Genomic DNA, 16,987 nt, shown 5'->3' on the forward strand with positions numbered 1-16,987 from the left:
CATCGATCATCAGGGGGGCATGCGCTCGCTTGACTCAGACAAGACATGAACGCCGTAGCCGGGCACAAACGCCATCGGTCGCTACGTGGAGCGCAATGGGGGCGGACCCAGATGGGCCACTCACCCGCCAATAGGTAGACACTAACCCAAGAAACGGACAAACGCAAACCAAACACCCTAAAACGGGCAAAGATCTACCCCTGAACCGTAAACCCCGGGCAAGCGACCCCAACATGGGCAAAAGCCCAGGTCACTGTCGCGGGGTGTCCGTATGTAAACCCCGGGCAACGCGCGGGCATTCCCGGCCCCCGCGAACGCCATGACCTGGGCATGAGCCGCGCGGCGGTCACGGCATCCGGTAGTCGGCCGCCACCCCCACCAGCGAGATCAGGCCCGCGGCGAACTCCATCGCCTCGGCGTGCCCCTCCTCGAACGGCGGCTGGAAGCCCACGCCCTCCCACGTCCGCGCGGTCGGGTTCCACAGGTCGGCGCCGACCTCGAAGTCCCAGCCGTAGACGCCGTGGTCGTACCAGAGCTCGTCGGCGGAGTTGCCGGCCGCCGAGTAGAGCACGTCGGTCACCGGCCCGGTCTGCTGGGGCCAGATGACCGTGCCGCGCTCGGCGGCGATGGCCTGCTCGATCGTGCGGGCCGAGCGCATGAAGTACGCCTCCTCCTGGGCGCTCGGCCTGGGCAGCGCCACGCGACCGTCGAGCTTGTACGCCCCGGGCGGCCACATGAAGTAACCGCCGTAGCTGTGCACGTTCATGGCGAACCGGATGTTGCGGTACGTCTCGGCCAGCCACATCACGTTGCGGCTCTCCGGCTCCGAGTGCTCGGCCGGACCGGCGTACGTGCCGCTCTGGCAGTTGGCCGAGGCGCCGAAGTAGCCGTCCGACAGGGAGCCGACGGCGTAGTTGCGGTTGACGTCCACGCCCCAGGTGTTGCGCTGCGCCGGGTCGGACTGCGCGGCCGGGCAGTGGTTGGTCATGTTCTTCCGCTGGCCGTTGAAGTCGTAGAAGCTGTAGTTCGCGCCGTCGGGGTTGACGGTGGGGACGATGAAGATGTCGGTGCGCTGCAGCAGCCTGCGGGTGGCGGCGTCGTGGGCGTAGTTGCGCAGCAGCCGCTCGGCGGCCTCGACGGTGACCAGCGGCGCCACCCATTCCCTGGCGTGCTCCTGGGCGTAGGCCAGCACGCCGGTGCGCGAGCCGTCACGGTGGACGCCGACGCGCAGCGCCAGCACCCGCATGGGCTTGCGGGAGACGTCGGCGGGCGCCTTGAGGGAGTCGGTGAGCCGGGTCGCGGCGGCCGCGGCCATGACGCCGGCGCCGGGGTCGGTGCGGTAGGCGGCGGCCTTCAGCCCGGTGCCCGGCGCGGCGTTGATCGCGGCGACGACCTGGGCGGCGGTGCTGACCGGCGTGCCGGAGCCGTCGGTGGCCAGGCTCACCGTGACCTGCTTGCGGGCCACGCTCACCTGGAGCGGCCGGTCCGGCGCGCCCGGCGCGGCCAGCTCGACGGACAGGTCGTTGCCGCCCTCGGAGCCGTAGGCGTCGGAGGTGACCACGATCGCGGCGCCGGGCGGCGTGCCGATCAGCGCCTGGGCGTGGCGGCGGTAGCCGTTGGTGAGGTTGGGCAGCGGGATGACGTCGGTGAGCGACGGGTACCGCCGGTGCAGCGCCTGGATGCGCTCGTTGAGCTGGGCGGGCGGCATGTACTGGGTGACGAAGTCCTTCTGGTAGCCCGGCGCCCGGTGGTCGGGGCGGTCCCCGTCGGGCCATTCCCGGACGCGGGCCTCGGCCGTGCCGCCGGTCGCCGAGGTGACCGTGACGCGCTGCGGCTCGGCCGGCACCGGGGCGGGCGTGCTGAACTGGTGGCCCAGGTAGGCGCCGGCGTCGACGTACGGGACCATCGCGACCTGGCCGGTGGCGCCGCCGCGGCCCGTCCAGGTGGCGGTGAGGGCCGCCGTCTCGCCCGCGCTGCTGCTGGCCTCGACCGACAGGAAGTACCCGTCGCGGGACTTGTACCAGACGGCCCGTTCGATGACGATCTGGTCCTGCGCGGCGGTGGCGGACGGCGCCTGCCGGGCGGCGGGCGGCGTGCCGGACGCCAGGCCCACGCCGATCGCCCGCAGCTCGGCGAGCTTGCCGGCCGTGAGCACGGCGTCCACCTGGACGCTGCCGTCGGCCTGCGGACGGACCCGCTCGGTCAGGTCGGCGCCGGAGGCGACCAGCCGCTCCATCGCGGCCCTGTCGGGCACGGAGAGCGTGACCAGCGACGCCGGCTCGGGATCGCCCGGCCCCGCCACCGCCGGCAGCGACGACGGCCCGGAGGCGAGGAACGTCGAGACGACGATCATCAGGATGACTGCGGACGCCCTCAAGCCACGCATCGGCTCCTCCAGGATCACCGGTATCCCGATCATTGAAAGCCGACTTGACCCAACCGGCAAGACCCAGTTTCACCCTTCTGTGGAGGCGGCGACGTCCCGAATCGCCGTGACGACCAGATCGGGCTGCCGATACTGCACGTAGTGCTCGGAGGTGGCGGCTACCACCACCCGTCCGCGCGTGGACCTGGCGGCCACCCGCCGGGCCTGGTCGAGGGCGCTGCGCGGCCCGCCGGACGGGATGACGACCACGACCGGCGGCCCGTCCGGCCCCTCCGCCGTCCCGGCGACCTCCCGCGCGCTGTCCGGCAAGGCCCACGCCTCGGCCCTGGCCGCGGCCATGCTGCCCGGCCCGTAGACGACGGGGGCGGCGGCGCGCGCCGCCGGGGTGGCGTCGCCGGGCACCAGGAGATCCCCGGCCAGCCGGAGCAGGCCGATCCTGGCCAGCGCCTGGTTGGCGGTGAGCTGGGCGGCCAGCAGCGGCCGGGACACCCGCATGGCCGCCACCGCCTCCTCGTCGGTGGCGTCGATCAGCACCAGGCCCGCCGTCACGTCCGGATACCGGGCGGCGAACAGGCGGACGATCTGGCCGCCGTAGGAGTGCCCGGCCAGGACGTACGGGCCGGGCTCGCCCGCGGCGGCGAGCAGCGCGCGCAGCTCCCCCGCCGCGCGGCCCGCCGTTCGCGGCCCGGGGCCCTCCTCGCTCCAGGCGTAGCCGGCCCGGTCGTAGGAGCACACGCGCAGCCCGGCCGACAGCCGCCGCTGGACCACCTCCCAGCTCGCGCTCGACTCGACCAGGCCCGCCTCCAGCACCACCACCGGGCCGCCGGCCCCCGTGCAGCGCAGGTGCAGGCGGTGGCCGCCGACGTTCACCAGGCGGCCCAGGGGCGGGTGGCGCGTGGCGTCGCCGCGCCGGGCGGCGGTCTCGTAGCCGAGCCCCGCGCAGGTGGCCACCAGCAGCAGCCCCGCGCACCAGGCGGCCAGCCGCCGCGCTCTTCTCATGCCACCGAATCTAGGGAGCCGGCCGCCGGGTTTCCTCGTCCTGGCGGGCGAACGCGGGCTGGGAGCGGGGTCCCGGAGGGCCGTCCTTCAGCGGGAGGAGGCCGCGCGGCAGGCCAGCTGGAGGGCCAGGCGTTGCCGCGGGTCGGCGAGGTCGGCCTGGAGCAGGGTCTCGATGCGGCGCACGTTCCTGCTGACGGCGTTGCGGTGCAGGTGCAGCTCCTCGGCGGCGCGGGCGGGCGAGCCGTTGTGGTCGAGGTAGGCGCGCAGGATGGCCAGGAGGTGGGCGGCCCGCTCGCCGCCGAGGTCGAGGATCGGTTGCAGCAGCTCCCTGACGGCGTGCTGGGCGGCGTCGGAGGCGTACCACTCCTCCAGCATCCGGTCGAGGCCGGCCAGGTCGTAGGTGGCCAGCGGCAGGGTGCTGCGGCGCAGGGCCGTACGCGCCTCGGAGGCGGAGGTGCGCAGGCCGACCAGGCCCTGGTTGGCGGTGCTGACCCCGCAGCGCAGCTCGGCGCCCGCCGGGCGGACCCGTTCGAGCAGGCGGGCGGCGTCGCGCACGGCCTCGCGCAGGCCCGCCCTGCCCTGGTCGCGCCGCTGGCTGCGGACCACGATCAGCGCGTCGCCGGCGAGCGCGGCGTTCCAGGCGGCGCCGCCCAGCTCGCGGGCCGCGCGCACGGCCCGCGAGGCGGCGGTCTCCAGCAGGGCGTAGCGTTCCTGGCCGCCTTCGGCAGGGCCGTCGGCGGCGGCGTCCGGGGTCTTCGCGGGGTCCTTCGCGGGTTCCAGGCGCAGGACGACGTGCCAGTCGTCGATCGGCAGGCCGAGGGCCCTGGCGCGGGGGGCCAGCTCCTGCGCCTGGTTCTCGGGGGCGACCAGCAGCTCGGTGAGGAGCTGGGCGCGGGACCGTCCGGGCAGCTCGTCGGACGGGCCCGCGGCGGCGGCCAGGGCGGCGACCCTCAGCACGATCCCGGCGGCCCGGTCGAAGTGCGTCCCGGCGGGCCCGCCGGCCTGGGCGGTGAACGCGCCGCCGTCGGCCCGGACGGGACGGCCGAGAGCCGCGCCGGCCGCCTCGGCGATGCGCTCGGGGACGCCGCCCGCCCCCGCCACGGCCTCCGCGGCGCGCGCCGTACGGACCAGCGCCTCGGCGGCGTCGCCCGCGATGGCCCGGTCGACGGCCACCACCAGCTCCGCCAGGTCGCCGCCGGCGGCCGCCAGCAGCGCGACCCCGCCGCGCTCGGCCAGCGCGGCGGCGCTCCGGTCGACCGCGGCCTCCAGGACCTCCAGGGCCTGCCCGGCCTCCGCGGTGAGCACGAGCGCCACGGCGCCGGCCGCGGCGGCGTCGCGCAGCGCGACGTCGAGCCGGTAGCCGGCCGCCTGCCGCGAGGCCGCGCCGGTCAGGACCAGCACCGACCCCGGCGGCTGGCCCGCGATCCCGCCCAGGTCCTCCACCAGGCGCACGCCGGAGGCCGCCGCCGGTGCCTCCGGCCCGGCCAGCGGACGCAGCTCTTCCAGCAGGAACATGCCATCAGTGTGCCATCGGCACACGAAGCCCGGCAAAAAGGTGCGGCTGGAACATCCGCCCTCGACCTGCGGCTTCGTAACCTCGACAGCATGGACATCGACACCGGGCTGCTGCCCGCCTTCGCCCGCGGCTGCGCCGTGCTGGGCTCGGGCGGCGGCGGTCCCGTGACCATCGCCCGCGCCGCGGCGCTGCAGGCGCTGGAGGACCACGGGCCGGTACGCGTCGTGCAGCCCGCCGAGCTGGACCCCGAGCTGCTGATCATGCCCGTGGGCACCGCGGGCTCCTCGGCCGTCATGTCCGAGCGCGTCGGCGGCACCGACGAGCCCGTCTACCTGCGCGACAAGATCGAGGAGCTGTACGGCGCGCCCGTCGGCGCGGTGCTGGCCAGCGAGATCGGCGGCGCGAACGGCTGCCTGGCGGTGGCCTGGGCGGCCCGCGTCGGCCTGCCGCTGGTGGACGCCGACGGGATGAGCCGCGCCTTCCCCCGCATGGACCAGACGGTGATGCAGCTGCGCGGCATCGCGCCCACCCCGGCCGTGCTGTGCGACGAGCGCGGCCGGACCGTCGTCGTCGACCGGGTGACCGGCGGCTGGCTGGAACGGCTGGTACGGGCGTCGCTGGAGGCGTTCGGCGGCCAGGTCGCGACCAGCGAGTACATCATGCGCGGCGACCAGGTGGCCGGCGCCACCGCGCTCGGCTCCGTCACCCGGGCCGTGCGCCTCGGGACGCGGCTGCCCGACCCGCTGGTCACCGGCAAGGTCGCCGAGACGGCCGGGTCGATCCTGGTCGAAGGGCTCGGGTACGACCAGGGGCGGCTGGTGCGCGTCCAGGCGGGCAGCGAGTTCCTGGCCGTCGTCGAGGACGGCGTGCCGCTGGCCGTGGTGCCCGACGTGATCGCGATGCTGGACACGCGTACGGGCGAGGTCGTGCAGGCCGAGCAGGTCCGGTACGGGCTGCGGGTCAGCGTGGTGCGCGTCCCCTGCGACCCGGTCTGGCACACCCCCGAGGGGCTGCGGCTGGCCGGGCCCGCCGCGTTCGGTCTCACCGGACTTCCCACCCCTCCCCCACCCCAGGCGCCCCCCGCCGCCGCGACGCCGGAAACCCCGGCGGACACGGCCTTCAGCCCCTCCCCCACCGGGTCCACCGGGCCTACCGGGTCTTCCGGGCCCGCCGGACGGGAGGTGGGCGCGTGAGGGCCGGGGTGGACGTCGGGCCGACCAACACCGACGCGGCCGTCGTCGCCGACGACGGCCAGGTGCTGGCCACCGTCAAGATCGCGTCGATCCCCGGCGACCCGGTGGCCGGCGTGCGCGCCGCGCTGGCCCGCCTGCCGATGGACGGCGAGCCGGCCCAGGTCGCCGTCGGCCTGCGTGGCGCCGCGACCGCCGTGACCAGGCGGTCCGGGCTGCGCAAGGTGGCCGTGCTGCGCATCGCGGGCGTGTCGGCGACCGCGGTGCGCCCGCTGTCCGGCTGGCCGCCCGACCTGCGTGCCGCGGTGAACGCCGGCACCGCCGTCGTGGACGGCGGCGGCGGCCTCGACCGCGAGGACCGCACGCCCCTCGACCGCGACGCCGTGGCCCGCTTCGCCGCGGGCGTGGCCGGCACCGCGCAGGCCGTCGCCGTCGCGGGCCTGTTCTCGCCCCTGGACGGCGAGCAGGAGCGCGAGGCGGCCGAGATCGTCCGGGCGGAGCTGGGCGAGGGCGTGCCGATCGCGCTGTCGGCCGACCTCGGCTCGCTCGGCCTGCTGGAACGCGAGAACGCGACCGTGCTGGACGCCGCCCTGTCGGGGTTCGCGGGCGCGGTCTCCGGCGGGCTGGCCACCGCGCTGGCGGGCCTGTGCCCGGGGGCGGCGGTGTTCGTGACCCGCGGCGACGGCACGCTGATGAGCCTGGAGCACCTGGCCCGCCATCCCGGGCTCAGCCTGGGCAGCGGCCCGGCGAGCGTGCTGCGCGGCGCCGGCGCGCTGACCGGGCTCGGTGACGCGGTGGTCGCCGACGTGGGCGCCACCCGCGTCCGGGTCGGCGTGCTGGCCGGCGGCTATCCGGAGGAGGCCGTGGGCGGCGCGGACATCGGCGGCGTGCCCGTCGGGCTGCGCATCCCCGGGCTGATCAGGGTGCCGCGGCCGGTCGACCCGACCGAGCTCGCCGAGGCCGTGGACCGGCTGCAGCCGGGCGCCGGGCTGCTGCCGCTCGTGGTCGTGGGCGGCGGTGAGCACGCCGTGCCGGAGGGGCTGCATCCCGAGCACGGGCCGGCGGCCGGCGCCATCGGCGCGGCGGTCAGCCCGGTCGGCGGCCAGTACGAGCGCATCGTCCGCCTGCCGGACCGCTCGGCGCTGGCGGCGGCGCTCGAACCGGTCGCGGAGGAGGCCAGGGCGGCGGCCGTGCGCGCCGGGGCCGATCCGCGGCGGGTGCGGGTCATCGGCGTGGAGGAGATCCCGCTCGCCTACCTGCCCGGCCCGTTCGTCCGGCTGCGCGCCCGCGCCGCCGGGCCGCCCTCGCTCCTGTGACCGCCCGCCCTTTGACCGGCTCTCTGACCCGCCCTGTGACCAACCCTGTGACCAGCCCTGTGACCGCCTGCTCGTGAGCCTCCGCTCGTGAGCCCCCGCCACGCCCCCCCGACGCGAAGGAAGACCACCATGACCGACTCCGACTACCCACTGGAGCGGGTGCCGCAGGCCGCCCGCTACTCCTGGTTCAACGTGGCCGTGCAGCGGTTCGGCCAGCTCTCCGACCTGACGCAGTTCCTGCTGGGCGCCACGCTCGGCGCCGGGCTGTCGTTCTGGGGGGCGTTCTGGGCGTTCACGCTCGGCTCGGTGATCCTGGAGGTGGTGTGCATCTTCGTCGGCATCGCCGGGATGCGCGAGGGCCTGTCCACCTCCATGCTGGCCCGCTGGACCGGCTTCGGCCGGTACGGCTCCACGATCATCGGCGTGATCATCGCCCTGAGCCTGTTCGGCTGGTTCGGCGTGCAGACCGCGGTGTTCGCCTCGGGGCTGCACTCGATCATGTCCTGGCTGCCGCTCTGGGCGTGGGCCATGATCGCCGGCATCGGCGTGACGCTGCTGGTCATCCGCGGGTTCAAGGCGATGGGGATGACGGCGTTCATCACCGTGCCGGCGTTCCTCGGCCTGGCCGGCTGGGCGATGTGGGTGGAAATTTCGCGACATGACCTGGGGTCGCTGGTGGCCTCGCCGCCGTTCGGCGAGCCGATCAGCATCGCGACCGGCGCCACCATCGTGGCCGGCTCCTACATCATCGGCGCGGTGACCACGCCCGACATGACCCGGTTCAACCGCAACACCGGCGACGTCGTCAAGCAGACCCTCGTCGGCATCTCCCTCGGCGAGTACGTGCTCGGCCTGGCCGGCGTGCTGCTGGCCTACGCGGTCAAGTCCTCGGACGTGATCGCGATCATCACGGCCTCCTCCGGCGTGATCGGCGTCATCGTCCTCATCTCGGCCACCGTGAAGATCAACAACTGGAACCTGTACTCCGCCGCGCTCGGCCTGCTCAACGCCGTGGAGTCCACGGTCGGGGTGCGGCTGAACCGGGTCGCCGTCACCATCGGCATCGGGGTCCTGGGCAGCGTGCTGGCGGCCGCCGGGATCCTGGAGCGCTTCACCGACTTCCTGCTGATCCTCGGCGTCATCACGCCCCCCGTCGCCGGGATCATGGTCGCCGAGTACTTCGTGGTGCGTCGCTGGCGCCCGGTGCTGGACGCCTCGCGCGCCACCGGCACGCTGCCCGAGACCGAGCCGACGTGGGTGCCCGCCACGCTGGTCATCTGGGCCGCCGCCGCGCTGGTCGGCTGGCTCAGCGACCACTACCAGTGGATCGGCATCCCCGCCCTGAACTCCCTGATCCTCGCGGGCCTGGGCTACGTCGTCGCGGGCCGGCTCGGCCTGGTCCGCGGCACCCGCGAGGTCCCCGTCGAGCGGCCCGCGCTCACCGTCTGAGAATCGCGCGGCCCCGCGCTCACCGTCCGAGAGCCGAGCGGCCCGCGCTCACCGTCCGAGGGTCGCGCGGCCCGCGCTCACCGTCCGAGAAGAGAGTCCTCCTTCATGCGAATCGGCATCGACGTGGGCGGCACCAACACCGACGCCGCCCTCATCGGCGACGACGGCCAGGTGCTGGCCACTGTCAAGTCCCCCACCACCGCGGACGTCACGGGCGGCGTCGCCGCGGCCCTGGCCGGCCTGGGCGCCACCCGGGTGTCCGCGGTGATGATCGGCACCACCCACTTCGTGAACGCCCTGGTGGAGGCCGCCCGGCTGGAGCCGGTCGCGGCCGTCCGGCTCGGCCTGCCCGCCACCGCCGCGCTGCCGCCGCTGGTGGACTGGCCCGACCGCCTGCGCCAGGCGGTCGAGGGCGCGGTCTACCTGTGCCACGGCGGCTGCGAGTACGACGGCGCCCCCATCTCCCCCCTCGACCCGGACGAGCTGCGCGGCGTCGCCGCCGACATCAGGCGGCGCGGTCTGCGCACAGTCGCGATCTCCTCGGTGTTCTCCCCGGTCAGCGACGCCCACGAGCGCGAGGCCGCGCAGATCCTGGCCGCCGAGCTGGGCCCCGAGGTGCACCTGTCGCTGTCCTGCGAGATCGGCCGGGTCGGCCTGCTGGCCAGGGAGAACGCCACGATCGTGAACGCCGCCCTGCGCCCGCTGGCCGGCCGGACCGTGGCCGCCTTCGGCGAGGCGCTGCGGGTGGCCGGGATCGACGCGCCGCTGTTCCTGTCCCAGAACGACGGCACCCTCATGGACGTGGACCAGGCCCGCCGCTACCCGGTGGCCACGTTCGCGTCGGGGCCGACGAACTCGATGCGCGGCGCCGCGTACCTGTCGGGGCTGACCGACTGCGCGGTGGTTGACATCGGCGGCACCACGTCCGACGTGGGCATCCTGGTCGGCGGGTTCCCGCGCGAGGCCGCCGGCGAGGCGCTGGTCGCCGAGGTGCGCACCAACTTCCGCATCCCCGACGTGCTGTCGATCGGCATCGGCGGCGGCTCGCTGGTCGCCGAGGACGGCACCACCGGCCCGCGCAGCGTCGGCTACCGGCTGACCGAGGAGGCGCTGGTGTTCGGCGGCGGCACGCTGACCGCCACCGACCTGGCCGTGGCCGCCGGGCTGGCCGACATCGGCGACCGCGACAGGGTCGCGCACGTCGACCCGCAGCGCCCGCTCAAGCTCATCGCCGAGCGCGTCTCGGAGGCGGTCGACCGCATGCGCACCTCGTCCGCGCCGCTGCCCGTCGTGCTGGTCGGCGGCGGCAGCGTGCTCATCCAGGAGCTGCCCGGCTTCGACGACGTGCGCCGCCCGGCGCACTTCGAGGTGGCCAACGCGGTCGGCGCGGCCATCGCCCAGGTCGGCGGCGAGGTGGACCGGGTCTTCTCCGGCCCCCGCGAGCGCATCCTGGAGGAGGCCAAGAGCGAGGCGATCATCCGCGCCGAGCGCGGCGGCGCCCGCGCGGGCAGCGTGCGGATCGTGGACGTGGAGGAGCTGCCGCTCGCCTACCTGCCCGGCGACGCCACCCGGATCAGGGTGAAGGCCGTCGGCGACCTGGACCTGGAGAAGATCGATGCGTGAGATCGGAATCGACCGGCTGGACGACATGGCGCGCGGCGCCGGGATCCTCGGCACCGGCGGCGGCGGCGACCCGTACGTGGGCAAGCTGCTGGCCCGCGAGGCCATCCGCCGGCACGGCCCCGTGCCGCTGGTGGCCATCGACGAGGTGCCCGCGGACGCGACCGTCGTGGCGGTCTCGGGCATGGGGGCGCCGACCGTGCTGCTGGAGAAGCTGCCGGCGGGCACCGAGGAGCTGACCGCGCTGCGCGCCCTGGAGGCGGTGCTCGGCCGTCCGGCCACGCACATCGTGCCCATCGAGGTTGGCGGCGTGAACTCGATGATCCCGATCGCCGCCGCCGCGCAGGCGGGCCTGCCGATCGTGGACGGCGACGCGATGGGCCGCGCCTTCCCCGAGGCGCAGATGGTGCTGCCGACGCTGATCGGCGTGCCGAACACGCCGATGGCCCTGGCCGACGACAAGGGCAACACGCTGGTGCTGGAGACGGTGTCCAACGTGTGGGCCGAGCGCCTGGCCAGGGCGGCGTGCGTGCAGATGGGCTGCCAGGTCTCCTGCGCCGACACCGTCATGCGCGGCGACCAGCTGCGCGACGGTCTGGTGCCGGCCACGCTGACGCTGGCCGAGGACCTGGGCCGGGCCGTGCGGCTGGCCCGCGCCGGGCACGCCGACCCGGTGGCGGCGGCCCTGGACGTGCTGGGCGGCCTGAAGCTGTTCACCGGCAAGGTCGTGGACGTCGAGCGCCGCACCACCGGCGGCTTCGCCCGCGGCCAGGCCCGTCTGGAGGGCACCGGCACGCTGGAGCTCAGCTTCCAGAACGAGCACCTGCTGGCCCGCCGGGACGGCGAGATCGTGGCCACCACGCCCGACCTGATCTGCGTGCTGGACACCGACTCGGGCGAGCCGGTCACCACCGAGGCCATGCGCTACGGCCTGCGCGTCACGGTCATCGCCGTGCCCTGCGACCCGCGCTGGACCTCGCCGGGCGGCCTGGAACTGGCCGGGCCGCGGTACTTCGGCTACGACTGCGACTACCGGCCGCCGGCCACGACCCCGGCGTAGACCCAGCGGCCGTCCAGCCGGACGAACCTGCTGTGCTCGTCGAGCACGCCCGGCACCCGCCGGTTGACGAAGTGGGCGCGGAACCGCACGGTGCCCTCGGTGTGGACGGGGCTGCCGCCGGTGCTCTCCAGCACCTCCAGCTCCGTCCACGCGACCTTCCTGTCGAGGTCGAGGCGGGCCGGGCGGTCGGCGGGATGCCAGGTGGCCATGAGATAGGCCTCGTCGCCCACGGCGAACGCGCTGAACCTGGACCGCATGAGCGACTCCGCGGTGGGGGCCGACCCCTCACCGCGGTGGTATCTCCCGCAGCAGTCCGCGTAGGACGCGGGCAGACCGCAGGGGCATGGACGAGGAGGCATGCCCCCCATTGTGCCGCCCCCGCGCCGCCTCGCGCTCCGCCCGGTGCGGGCGTGGGGTCAGCCTCGCGCTCCGCCCGGCACGGGCGTGCGGGTCAGAGGCGGGCGGCCAGCTCGGTCAGGGTGGCGCCGAGCGGGGCGTCGAGCAGAAGGTCGGCGTCGGCGTCGGCGCCGGTCGGGCCCTGGTTGACGATGGCGACGGGCAGCCCGAGCTCGGCGGCCCTGGTGACGAAGCGCAGCCCCGACCTGATCGCCAGCGAGGACCCCAGCACGAGCAGCGAGCGCGCCCCGCCCACGAGCGCGAAGCACTCCGCCACCCGATCCCTCGGCACGTTCTCGCCGAAGAAGATCACGTCGGGCTTGAGCAGACCGCCGCAGGAGACGCAGTCGACCACCTGGAACCCGGCGACCTGGGCGTCGGTGAGGGCGGCGTCGCCGTCGGGGTTGACGCGGCCCTCGGCGGCCCAGCGCGGGTTGGCCGCGCTGAGGCGGCGCTCAAGCTCGGCACGCGGGGTGCGTTCGCGGCACGACAGGCACACGACGCGGTCGAGGCCGCCGTGCAGCTCGATCACCCGGCGCGCCCCGGCGGCCTGGTGGAGCCCGTCGACGTTCTGGGTGACGATGCCGGCCAGCAGGCCGCGCCGCTCCAGCTCGGCCACCGCGCGATGGCCGGCGTTGGGGGCGGCCCGGCCGATCTGCCGCCAGCCGACGTGGCTGCGCGCCCAGTAGCGCCGGCGCGCCTCGGCGCTGCCGGTGAAGCGCTGGTACGTCATCGGCTCGGCACGCCGGGACCGCCCGGTCGGGCCCCGATAGTCGGGAATGCCGGACTCGGTGGACAGCCCGGCCCCGCTGAGCACCACGACGCCGCCACCGGCCACCAGCTCGGCCAGCGACGCCATCGCCGGTGCCGCCACGGGCGCCGTCACGGGTGCCGTCACGGGTGCTGTCGCAGTCTCTTGCACACCATCCATAATGCCCGGTCAGAGATAGTTGCTGAGCTCGATCAGGTTCCCGTCGGGGTCCCGCAGGTAGACGCTCCTGATGGGGCCGAGCGCTCCGGTCCGCTCCACCGGGCCCTCCTCGATCCCGACGCCGTGCTGGGCCAGCTCGTCCATGACCGTCTCGACGGGGTCGGCGGTGATCAGGCACAGGTCGGCGCTGCCGGGCACGGGCCGGGCCGCCTTCGGCTCGAACTCGCGTCCCGCCTCGTGCAGGTTGATCTTGCTCTGCCCGAACGCCAGCGCCCGCCGCCCCTGGCCGAACGTCACCGCCTCCATCCCCAGCACCGCGGTGTAGAAGCGCACCGCGGCCTCGACGTCGGCGACGGTCAGCACCAGGTGGTCCAGGCGGTCGATCCTCATGTGGTCCCTCGCTCCTCGATCGGTTCTCCGTCCCATAGTCTGCGCATCTCGGGACACGTACGCAGCAACTCCCCCAGCAGCCCACGTCCCAAGCCCTGCCTGTAGGCCCTGCGGCATGGCGGCCAGATCCTCCTCGAAGGCGGCAAATGCCGAGCAGAGCGCGCACGGGCGCCTCCTTGCCCGCCGACGGCCCCGGTGACGGCGGTGAACGTATCCCCCGCCGGAGCGCCGGGTCCACGTCGTGCGCTCCATCAACCTCGGCCCCGCAGGCGCCTGATCGCCTGGTCCCACAGCGCAGCGCCGACCACTGCCCCAGCCGCGGGCCGACGGTCTCCGATACTCGTTTCACTTCATCTGAACACTTCGCCCCTGGGCCCTGCCGTTCAAGAAGAACGGAGGAAGCCGATGTCGGTGAGTTCGATCCGCGCCACCTCTGGCTGTTGCATGAGCCACGCCAGCACCTCCGGCGTCGATTCCGTGATGAACCCGTACGCCTTCGGCTCTCGGGCGCGCAATTGGAGTTCCTCGTAACGGAGGCCGATGAGCTCCAGCGGTTGTGCATCCTCGGGCCTGAGAGATTGCACCCATGCTTGAAACTGTGCGGCTAATCCCTGCGTACAAGGCCCGGATGGGAGCCTGTATTCGCAGTTGTTGACGTCCCAGGAAATTGGCTTCTGCCCGGATGCGCCCGGAGAGAGGAGAACCGCTTCAATATCAAGCGGTTGCGGTATGGGCGGGGTGGTTGGAAGGCTCTTTTCGAGGAGCGGCTGCTTCAACTTCACCACTGCCTGCAGCAGGACCCCGGTACGGCTCAGCCTGGACAGGGTGCGCTTGAGGTCAGCTCGACTCAGAAGAGTCTCATCCCTGTCATCGGCAAACCGTTGCAGTGCTCCGCTGAGCCGTATGCCGGCTATCGAGGGTATTCCAAAGAGCCCGCCTTGCCGCAAGCGGATGGCGTCATGCTGCGGATGACTCTCGCCGCGCCGCAGGCGTCGCGAGTCGAGCACGACCTCGATGTCTCCATCCTCTCCGACGCCTTCAGATATGGTGTGGCCATCCTTGGCCAGCTGATCGAATTCGACACGAATGTCGGAGTTTGCCACACCGAACGCGTTCAGCAGGACGTATCGGATCCGCTCGTTCCCGATACCGCTGTCCCACTCCTGTCTTGGCGCCAGAGAACGCCAACCCAACCATGCTGCGCAAGCTCCAACGACCAACACCGAAATCGGTATCAGTATGCGGCGTTTCAAATCTGCCGTCCATCCTTGAGGTGAGTCGGACTATGTAGAGCAGGCCGGCCTTGGGCCCGAGGCAGTACATACAGGTTCTTGCCGACCGGCGCTTTGTTGGTCCAATCGATTGTCCAGTTCGCGGAGGTAGACCTGGCTCCGTAGGGAGTTCAGTGCAGCAGACATGGTCTACCTGCATCAAGATCGTCAGGCAACGTCCTACGAGTCACGATCGAATCTCGAACGGATCTTCATTACACAGAGCTTGCCAGAAATCGCAATGAGCAACATAAGTGGTGGTTGAACTTCTCGAATCCAATTGGCCACCGACTTAGGTCTCGTGGCCTTGGCCCGCCCTGGCCCTCTGTGCACCACTACAGTGCGGCCAACCAGATACCGAACCGGACCTCAGCGCCCTCATTCTTCTCGATGTGCGTGAGCTCGCAGTGCAGGTTGCCGCGGCGAAGCCGGCGGCCATGTCCCGCAGACCATGGAGGAGGGCTGGTGCGCGACGAGCACGCCGGTACGCCCGGACGGCAGGCGCCGCATGCGGTCCTGGACGTGCCGGTCGGTGGCGGGACGAGCTAGCTGGACGCCTCGATCGGTTCTCCGTCCCATAGTCTGCGCATCTCGGGGCACGTACGCAGCAACTCCCCCAGCGGCCCGCGGCCCGCGACGCGGCCCCGGTCGAGGACGACCACCTGGTCGGCGCGTTCGAGCGCGGCCCGGCGGGAGGAGACCACCAGCAGCGTGGCGGGGCCGTGCCGGGCGACGCGCTCCCACAGCAGGTTCTCGGTCCCGACGTCCAGGGCGGACGACACGTCGTCCACGACGAGCAGGTCCGGGGCGCGGACCAGGGCGCGGGCGGCGGTGGCGCGCTGCACCTGGCCGCCGGACAGACGCACGCCCCGGGGGCCGACGACGGTCTCCAGGCCGTCCGGCATGGCGGCCAGGTCGTCCTCGAAGGCGGCCAGTTCCAGGGCGCGGGCCAGGTCGGCGTCGCCCGCGGGCAGGCCGAGGAGCAGGTTCTCGCGCAGGGTCTCCGAGAACAGGCGCGGGATCTGGCTCGCGTACGCCGCCCGTCCCGGCACCAGGAACGCGCCCGGGTCGGGCACCGGGCGGCCGTTCCAGGTGATCGTCCCCGTGTCGAGGGGCAACAGGCCGAGTACGGCGCGCACGAGCGTGGTCTTGCCCGCGCCGACGGCCCCGGTGACGACGGTGAACGTGCCGCGCCGGAGCGTCAGATCCACGTCGTGCACCCCGCGCCCACCGGGGTGCACGACGCTCAACCCACGTACCTCCAGCACCTCCAGCGTCGTCGGCGCGGTCGGCGGCCCCTCTCCGCCCGAGGGCGGCTCCATGAGCGGTGCGGGGAGGCGGGGGGCGCGCCTCAGGGGCGACCTTCCCGAAGGCGGGGGCGAGGTGGGACGGAGGTGCGGGCTCGGGGGCGGTCCTTCCGGGCCTGCGGTGGGACGGAGGTGGAGGGGGTGGTCGCGGGTCAGGTCGGGGGTGTCCTGGTGGGGGGCGAGCAGGGCGGTCAGGCGTTCGGCGGAGACGTCCGCCCTGGGCAGGCGGTACAGGATGGAGCCGATGGTCCGGGGCAGCGCGGTGAGCCAGCCGACGTAGCTGGTGAACAGCGCGAGGTCGCCCACGGTGAACTCGCCGCGCCGCATCGCCCCGGCGGCCAGCAGCAGCACGACGCCGACGCCCAGCTCGACCGTGGTGCCCGTGGCGGCCTCCAGCAGGTCGGTGGCCAGGCGGCTGCCTACGGCGGCGTCCCGGCGGCGGGCGTTGAGCGTGCGCAGGCGGTCCAGCGCCGCCCGCTCGGCCCCGGCCGTCTTCAGCGTGAGCACGCCGCCGAACAGTTCGCCGACGAAGGCCGTCACGCCCGCGCCCAGTTCCCTGGCCCGCTGGTGCCGCCGTCTGATCACCCGTCCCATGAGCCTGCTCAGCACGCCGATCGCGAGCATCGGCACGACCAGCGTCACGGTGACCACGGGGTCGATCGAGACCATGACCGCCAGCGCCACCCCGCCGAACAGCACGCCTCCGGCCAGAGGGACGGACTCGTCGGCGAGCTCGACCAGCTCGGCCACGTCGTCGCGCAGCCGGGCCAGCGACTCGCCCGGGGAGCGCGGCAGCCGGGCGGCGACCGGGCCGCGCGCGGTCAGCACCGAGCCCAGGACGTTGGCGCGCAGCAGCGTGGCCGCCGCGTCCCACCAGTAGGAGCCGTAGGACCAGGCGAACACCAGGACGATCCCGCGGACCAGCTCGACACCCGCGAACGCCGCGCACAGCCACAACGACTGCCGCAACGTCGCCGGGCTGTGCCCGCTGATCTGGTCGAAGAGCTGCCGCAGCACGAGGCCGCCGCCGAGCGGCAGCACGTGGACCGGCAGCCACAGCAGGATCTGCAGCGCGTACAGGCGCACGTCGAAGCCGATCAGCCGGCCCGCCACCGCCAGGGCCCGGCGCGCGCTCACCGGCTCGTCCCGGCGGGGT

General features: G+C 73.8%; 13 protein-coding genes. 5 read left to right on the forward strand and 8 right to left on the reverse strand.

Features of this window, described 5'->3' with window-relative positions:
* Positions 1 to 346: 346 nt before the first annotated feature.
* The 3 genes from AB0C33_RS45150 to AB0C33_RS45160 form a co-directional block, all read right to left on the reverse strand.
* Positions 347 to 2,377, reverse strand: coding sequence for a M14 family zinc carboxypeptidase (locus AB0C33_RS45150; RefSeq protein WP_358300022.1), 2,031 nt, complete (start codon positions 2,375 to 2,377; stop codon positions 347 to 349).
* 78 nt (positions 2,378 to 2,455) lie between these two features.
* A complete protein-coding gene (locus tag AB0C33_RS45155) occupies positions 2,456 to 3,385 on the reverse strand; it encodes an alpha/beta hydrolase (protein WP_358300025.1) in 930 nt (309 codons plus the stop codon).
* Positions 3,386 to 3,472: 87 nt separating this feature from the next.
* The gene (locus tag AB0C33_RS45160) at positions 3,473 to 4,900 is read right to left on the reverse strand and encodes a helix-turn-helix domain-containing protein (RefSeq protein WP_358300028.1); all 1,428 of its coding nucleotides are present in this window, start codon (positions 4,898 to 4,900) and stop codon (positions 3,473 to 3,475) included.
* A 90-nt stretch (positions 4,901 to 4,990) separates the two neighbouring features.
* Between AB0C33_RS45160 and AB0C33_RS45165 the strand changes: the two genes are divergently transcribed.
* From AB0C33_RS45165 to AB0C33_RS45185, 5 genes are all read left to right on the forward strand, one after another.
* Complete coding sequence (locus AB0C33_RS45165; RefSeq protein ID WP_358300031.1) at positions 4,991 to 6,094, forward strand: DUF917 domain-containing protein; 1,104 nt, start codon at positions 4,991 to 4,993, stop codon at positions 6,092 to 6,094.
* Positions 6,091 to 7,407, forward strand: a complete 1,317-nt coding sequence (locus AB0C33_RS45170; RefSeq protein WP_358300034.1) for a hydantoinase/oxoprolinase N-terminal domain-containing protein — start codon at positions 6,091 to 6,093, stop codon at positions 7,405 to 7,407. The genes AB0C33_RS45165 and AB0C33_RS45170 overlap by 4 nt, the downstream gene beginning before the upstream one ends.
* Before the next feature lie 129 nt (positions 7,408 to 7,536).
* Positions 7,537 to 8,856: a cytosine permease gene (locus tag AB0C33_RS45175; protein ID WP_352329663.1), complete on the forward strand. Its 1,320-nt coding sequence runs from the start codon at positions 7,537 to 7,539 to the stop codon at positions 8,854 to 8,856.
* 105 nt (positions 8,857 to 8,961) lie between these two features.
* Positions 8,962 to 10,479, forward strand: coding sequence for a hydantoinase/oxoprolinase family protein (locus AB0C33_RS45180; protein ID WP_358300037.1), 1,518 nt, complete (start codon positions 8,962 to 8,964; stop codon positions 10,477 to 10,479).
* On the forward strand, positions 10,472 to 11,536 hold the full coding sequence (locus tag AB0C33_RS45185; RefSeq protein ID WP_358300040.1) for a DUF917 domain-containing protein: 1,065 nt from the start codon (positions 10,472 to 10,474) through the stop codon (positions 11,534 to 11,536). Before AB0C33_RS45180 ends, AB0C33_RS45185 begins: the two co-directional genes overlap by 8 nt.
* Here the strand turns inward: AB0C33_RS45185 and AB0C33_RS45190 are convergent.
* The 5 genes from AB0C33_RS45190 to AB0C33_RS45210 form a co-directional block, all read right to left on the reverse strand.
* Positions 11,506 to 11,793: a YchJ family metal-binding protein gene (locus tag AB0C33_RS45190; RefSeq protein WP_358300042.1), complete on the reverse strand. Its 288-nt coding sequence runs from the start codon at positions 11,791 to 11,793 to the stop codon at positions 11,506 to 11,508. The genes AB0C33_RS45185 and AB0C33_RS45190 overlap by 31 nt on opposite strands.
* A gap of 194 nt (positions 11,794 to 11,987) precedes the next feature.
* Positions 11,988 to 12,830 carry an NAD-dependent protein deacetylase gene (locus AB0C33_RS45195; RefSeq protein ID WP_358300045.1) on the reverse strand — a complete coding sequence of 281 codons (843 nt, stop codon included), beginning with the start codon at positions 12,828 to 12,830 and terminating at the stop codon, positions 11,988 to 11,990.
* 42 nt (positions 12,831 to 12,872) lie between these two features.
* Entirely contained in the window at positions 12,873 to 13,253 is a 381-nt protein-coding gene (locus AB0C33_RS45200; RefSeq protein WP_358300048.1) for a VOC family protein, read from the reverse strand.
* Positions 13,254 to 13,636: 383 nt separating this feature from the next.
* The gene (locus tag AB0C33_RS45205) at positions 13,637 to 14,506 is read right to left on the reverse strand and encodes a hypothetical protein (protein ID WP_358300051.1); all 870 of its coding nucleotides are present in this window, start codon (positions 14,504 to 14,506) and stop codon (positions 13,637 to 13,639) included.
* A gap of 563 nt (positions 14,507 to 15,069) precedes the next feature.
* Positions 15,070 to 16,968, reverse strand: coding sequence for an ATP-binding cassette domain-containing protein (locus AB0C33_RS45210; RefSeq protein WP_358300054.1), 1,899 nt, complete (start codon positions 16,966 to 16,968; stop codon positions 15,070 to 15,072).
* Positions 16,969 to 16,987 lie beyond the last annotated feature (19 nt).

Origin of the sequence: Nonomuraea sp. NPDC048881 (genome assembly GCF_040649795.1) — a bacterium.
In the GTDB taxonomy this organism is placed as follows: Bacteria; Actinomycetota; Actinomycetes; order Streptosporangiales; family Streptosporangiaceae; genus Nonomuraea.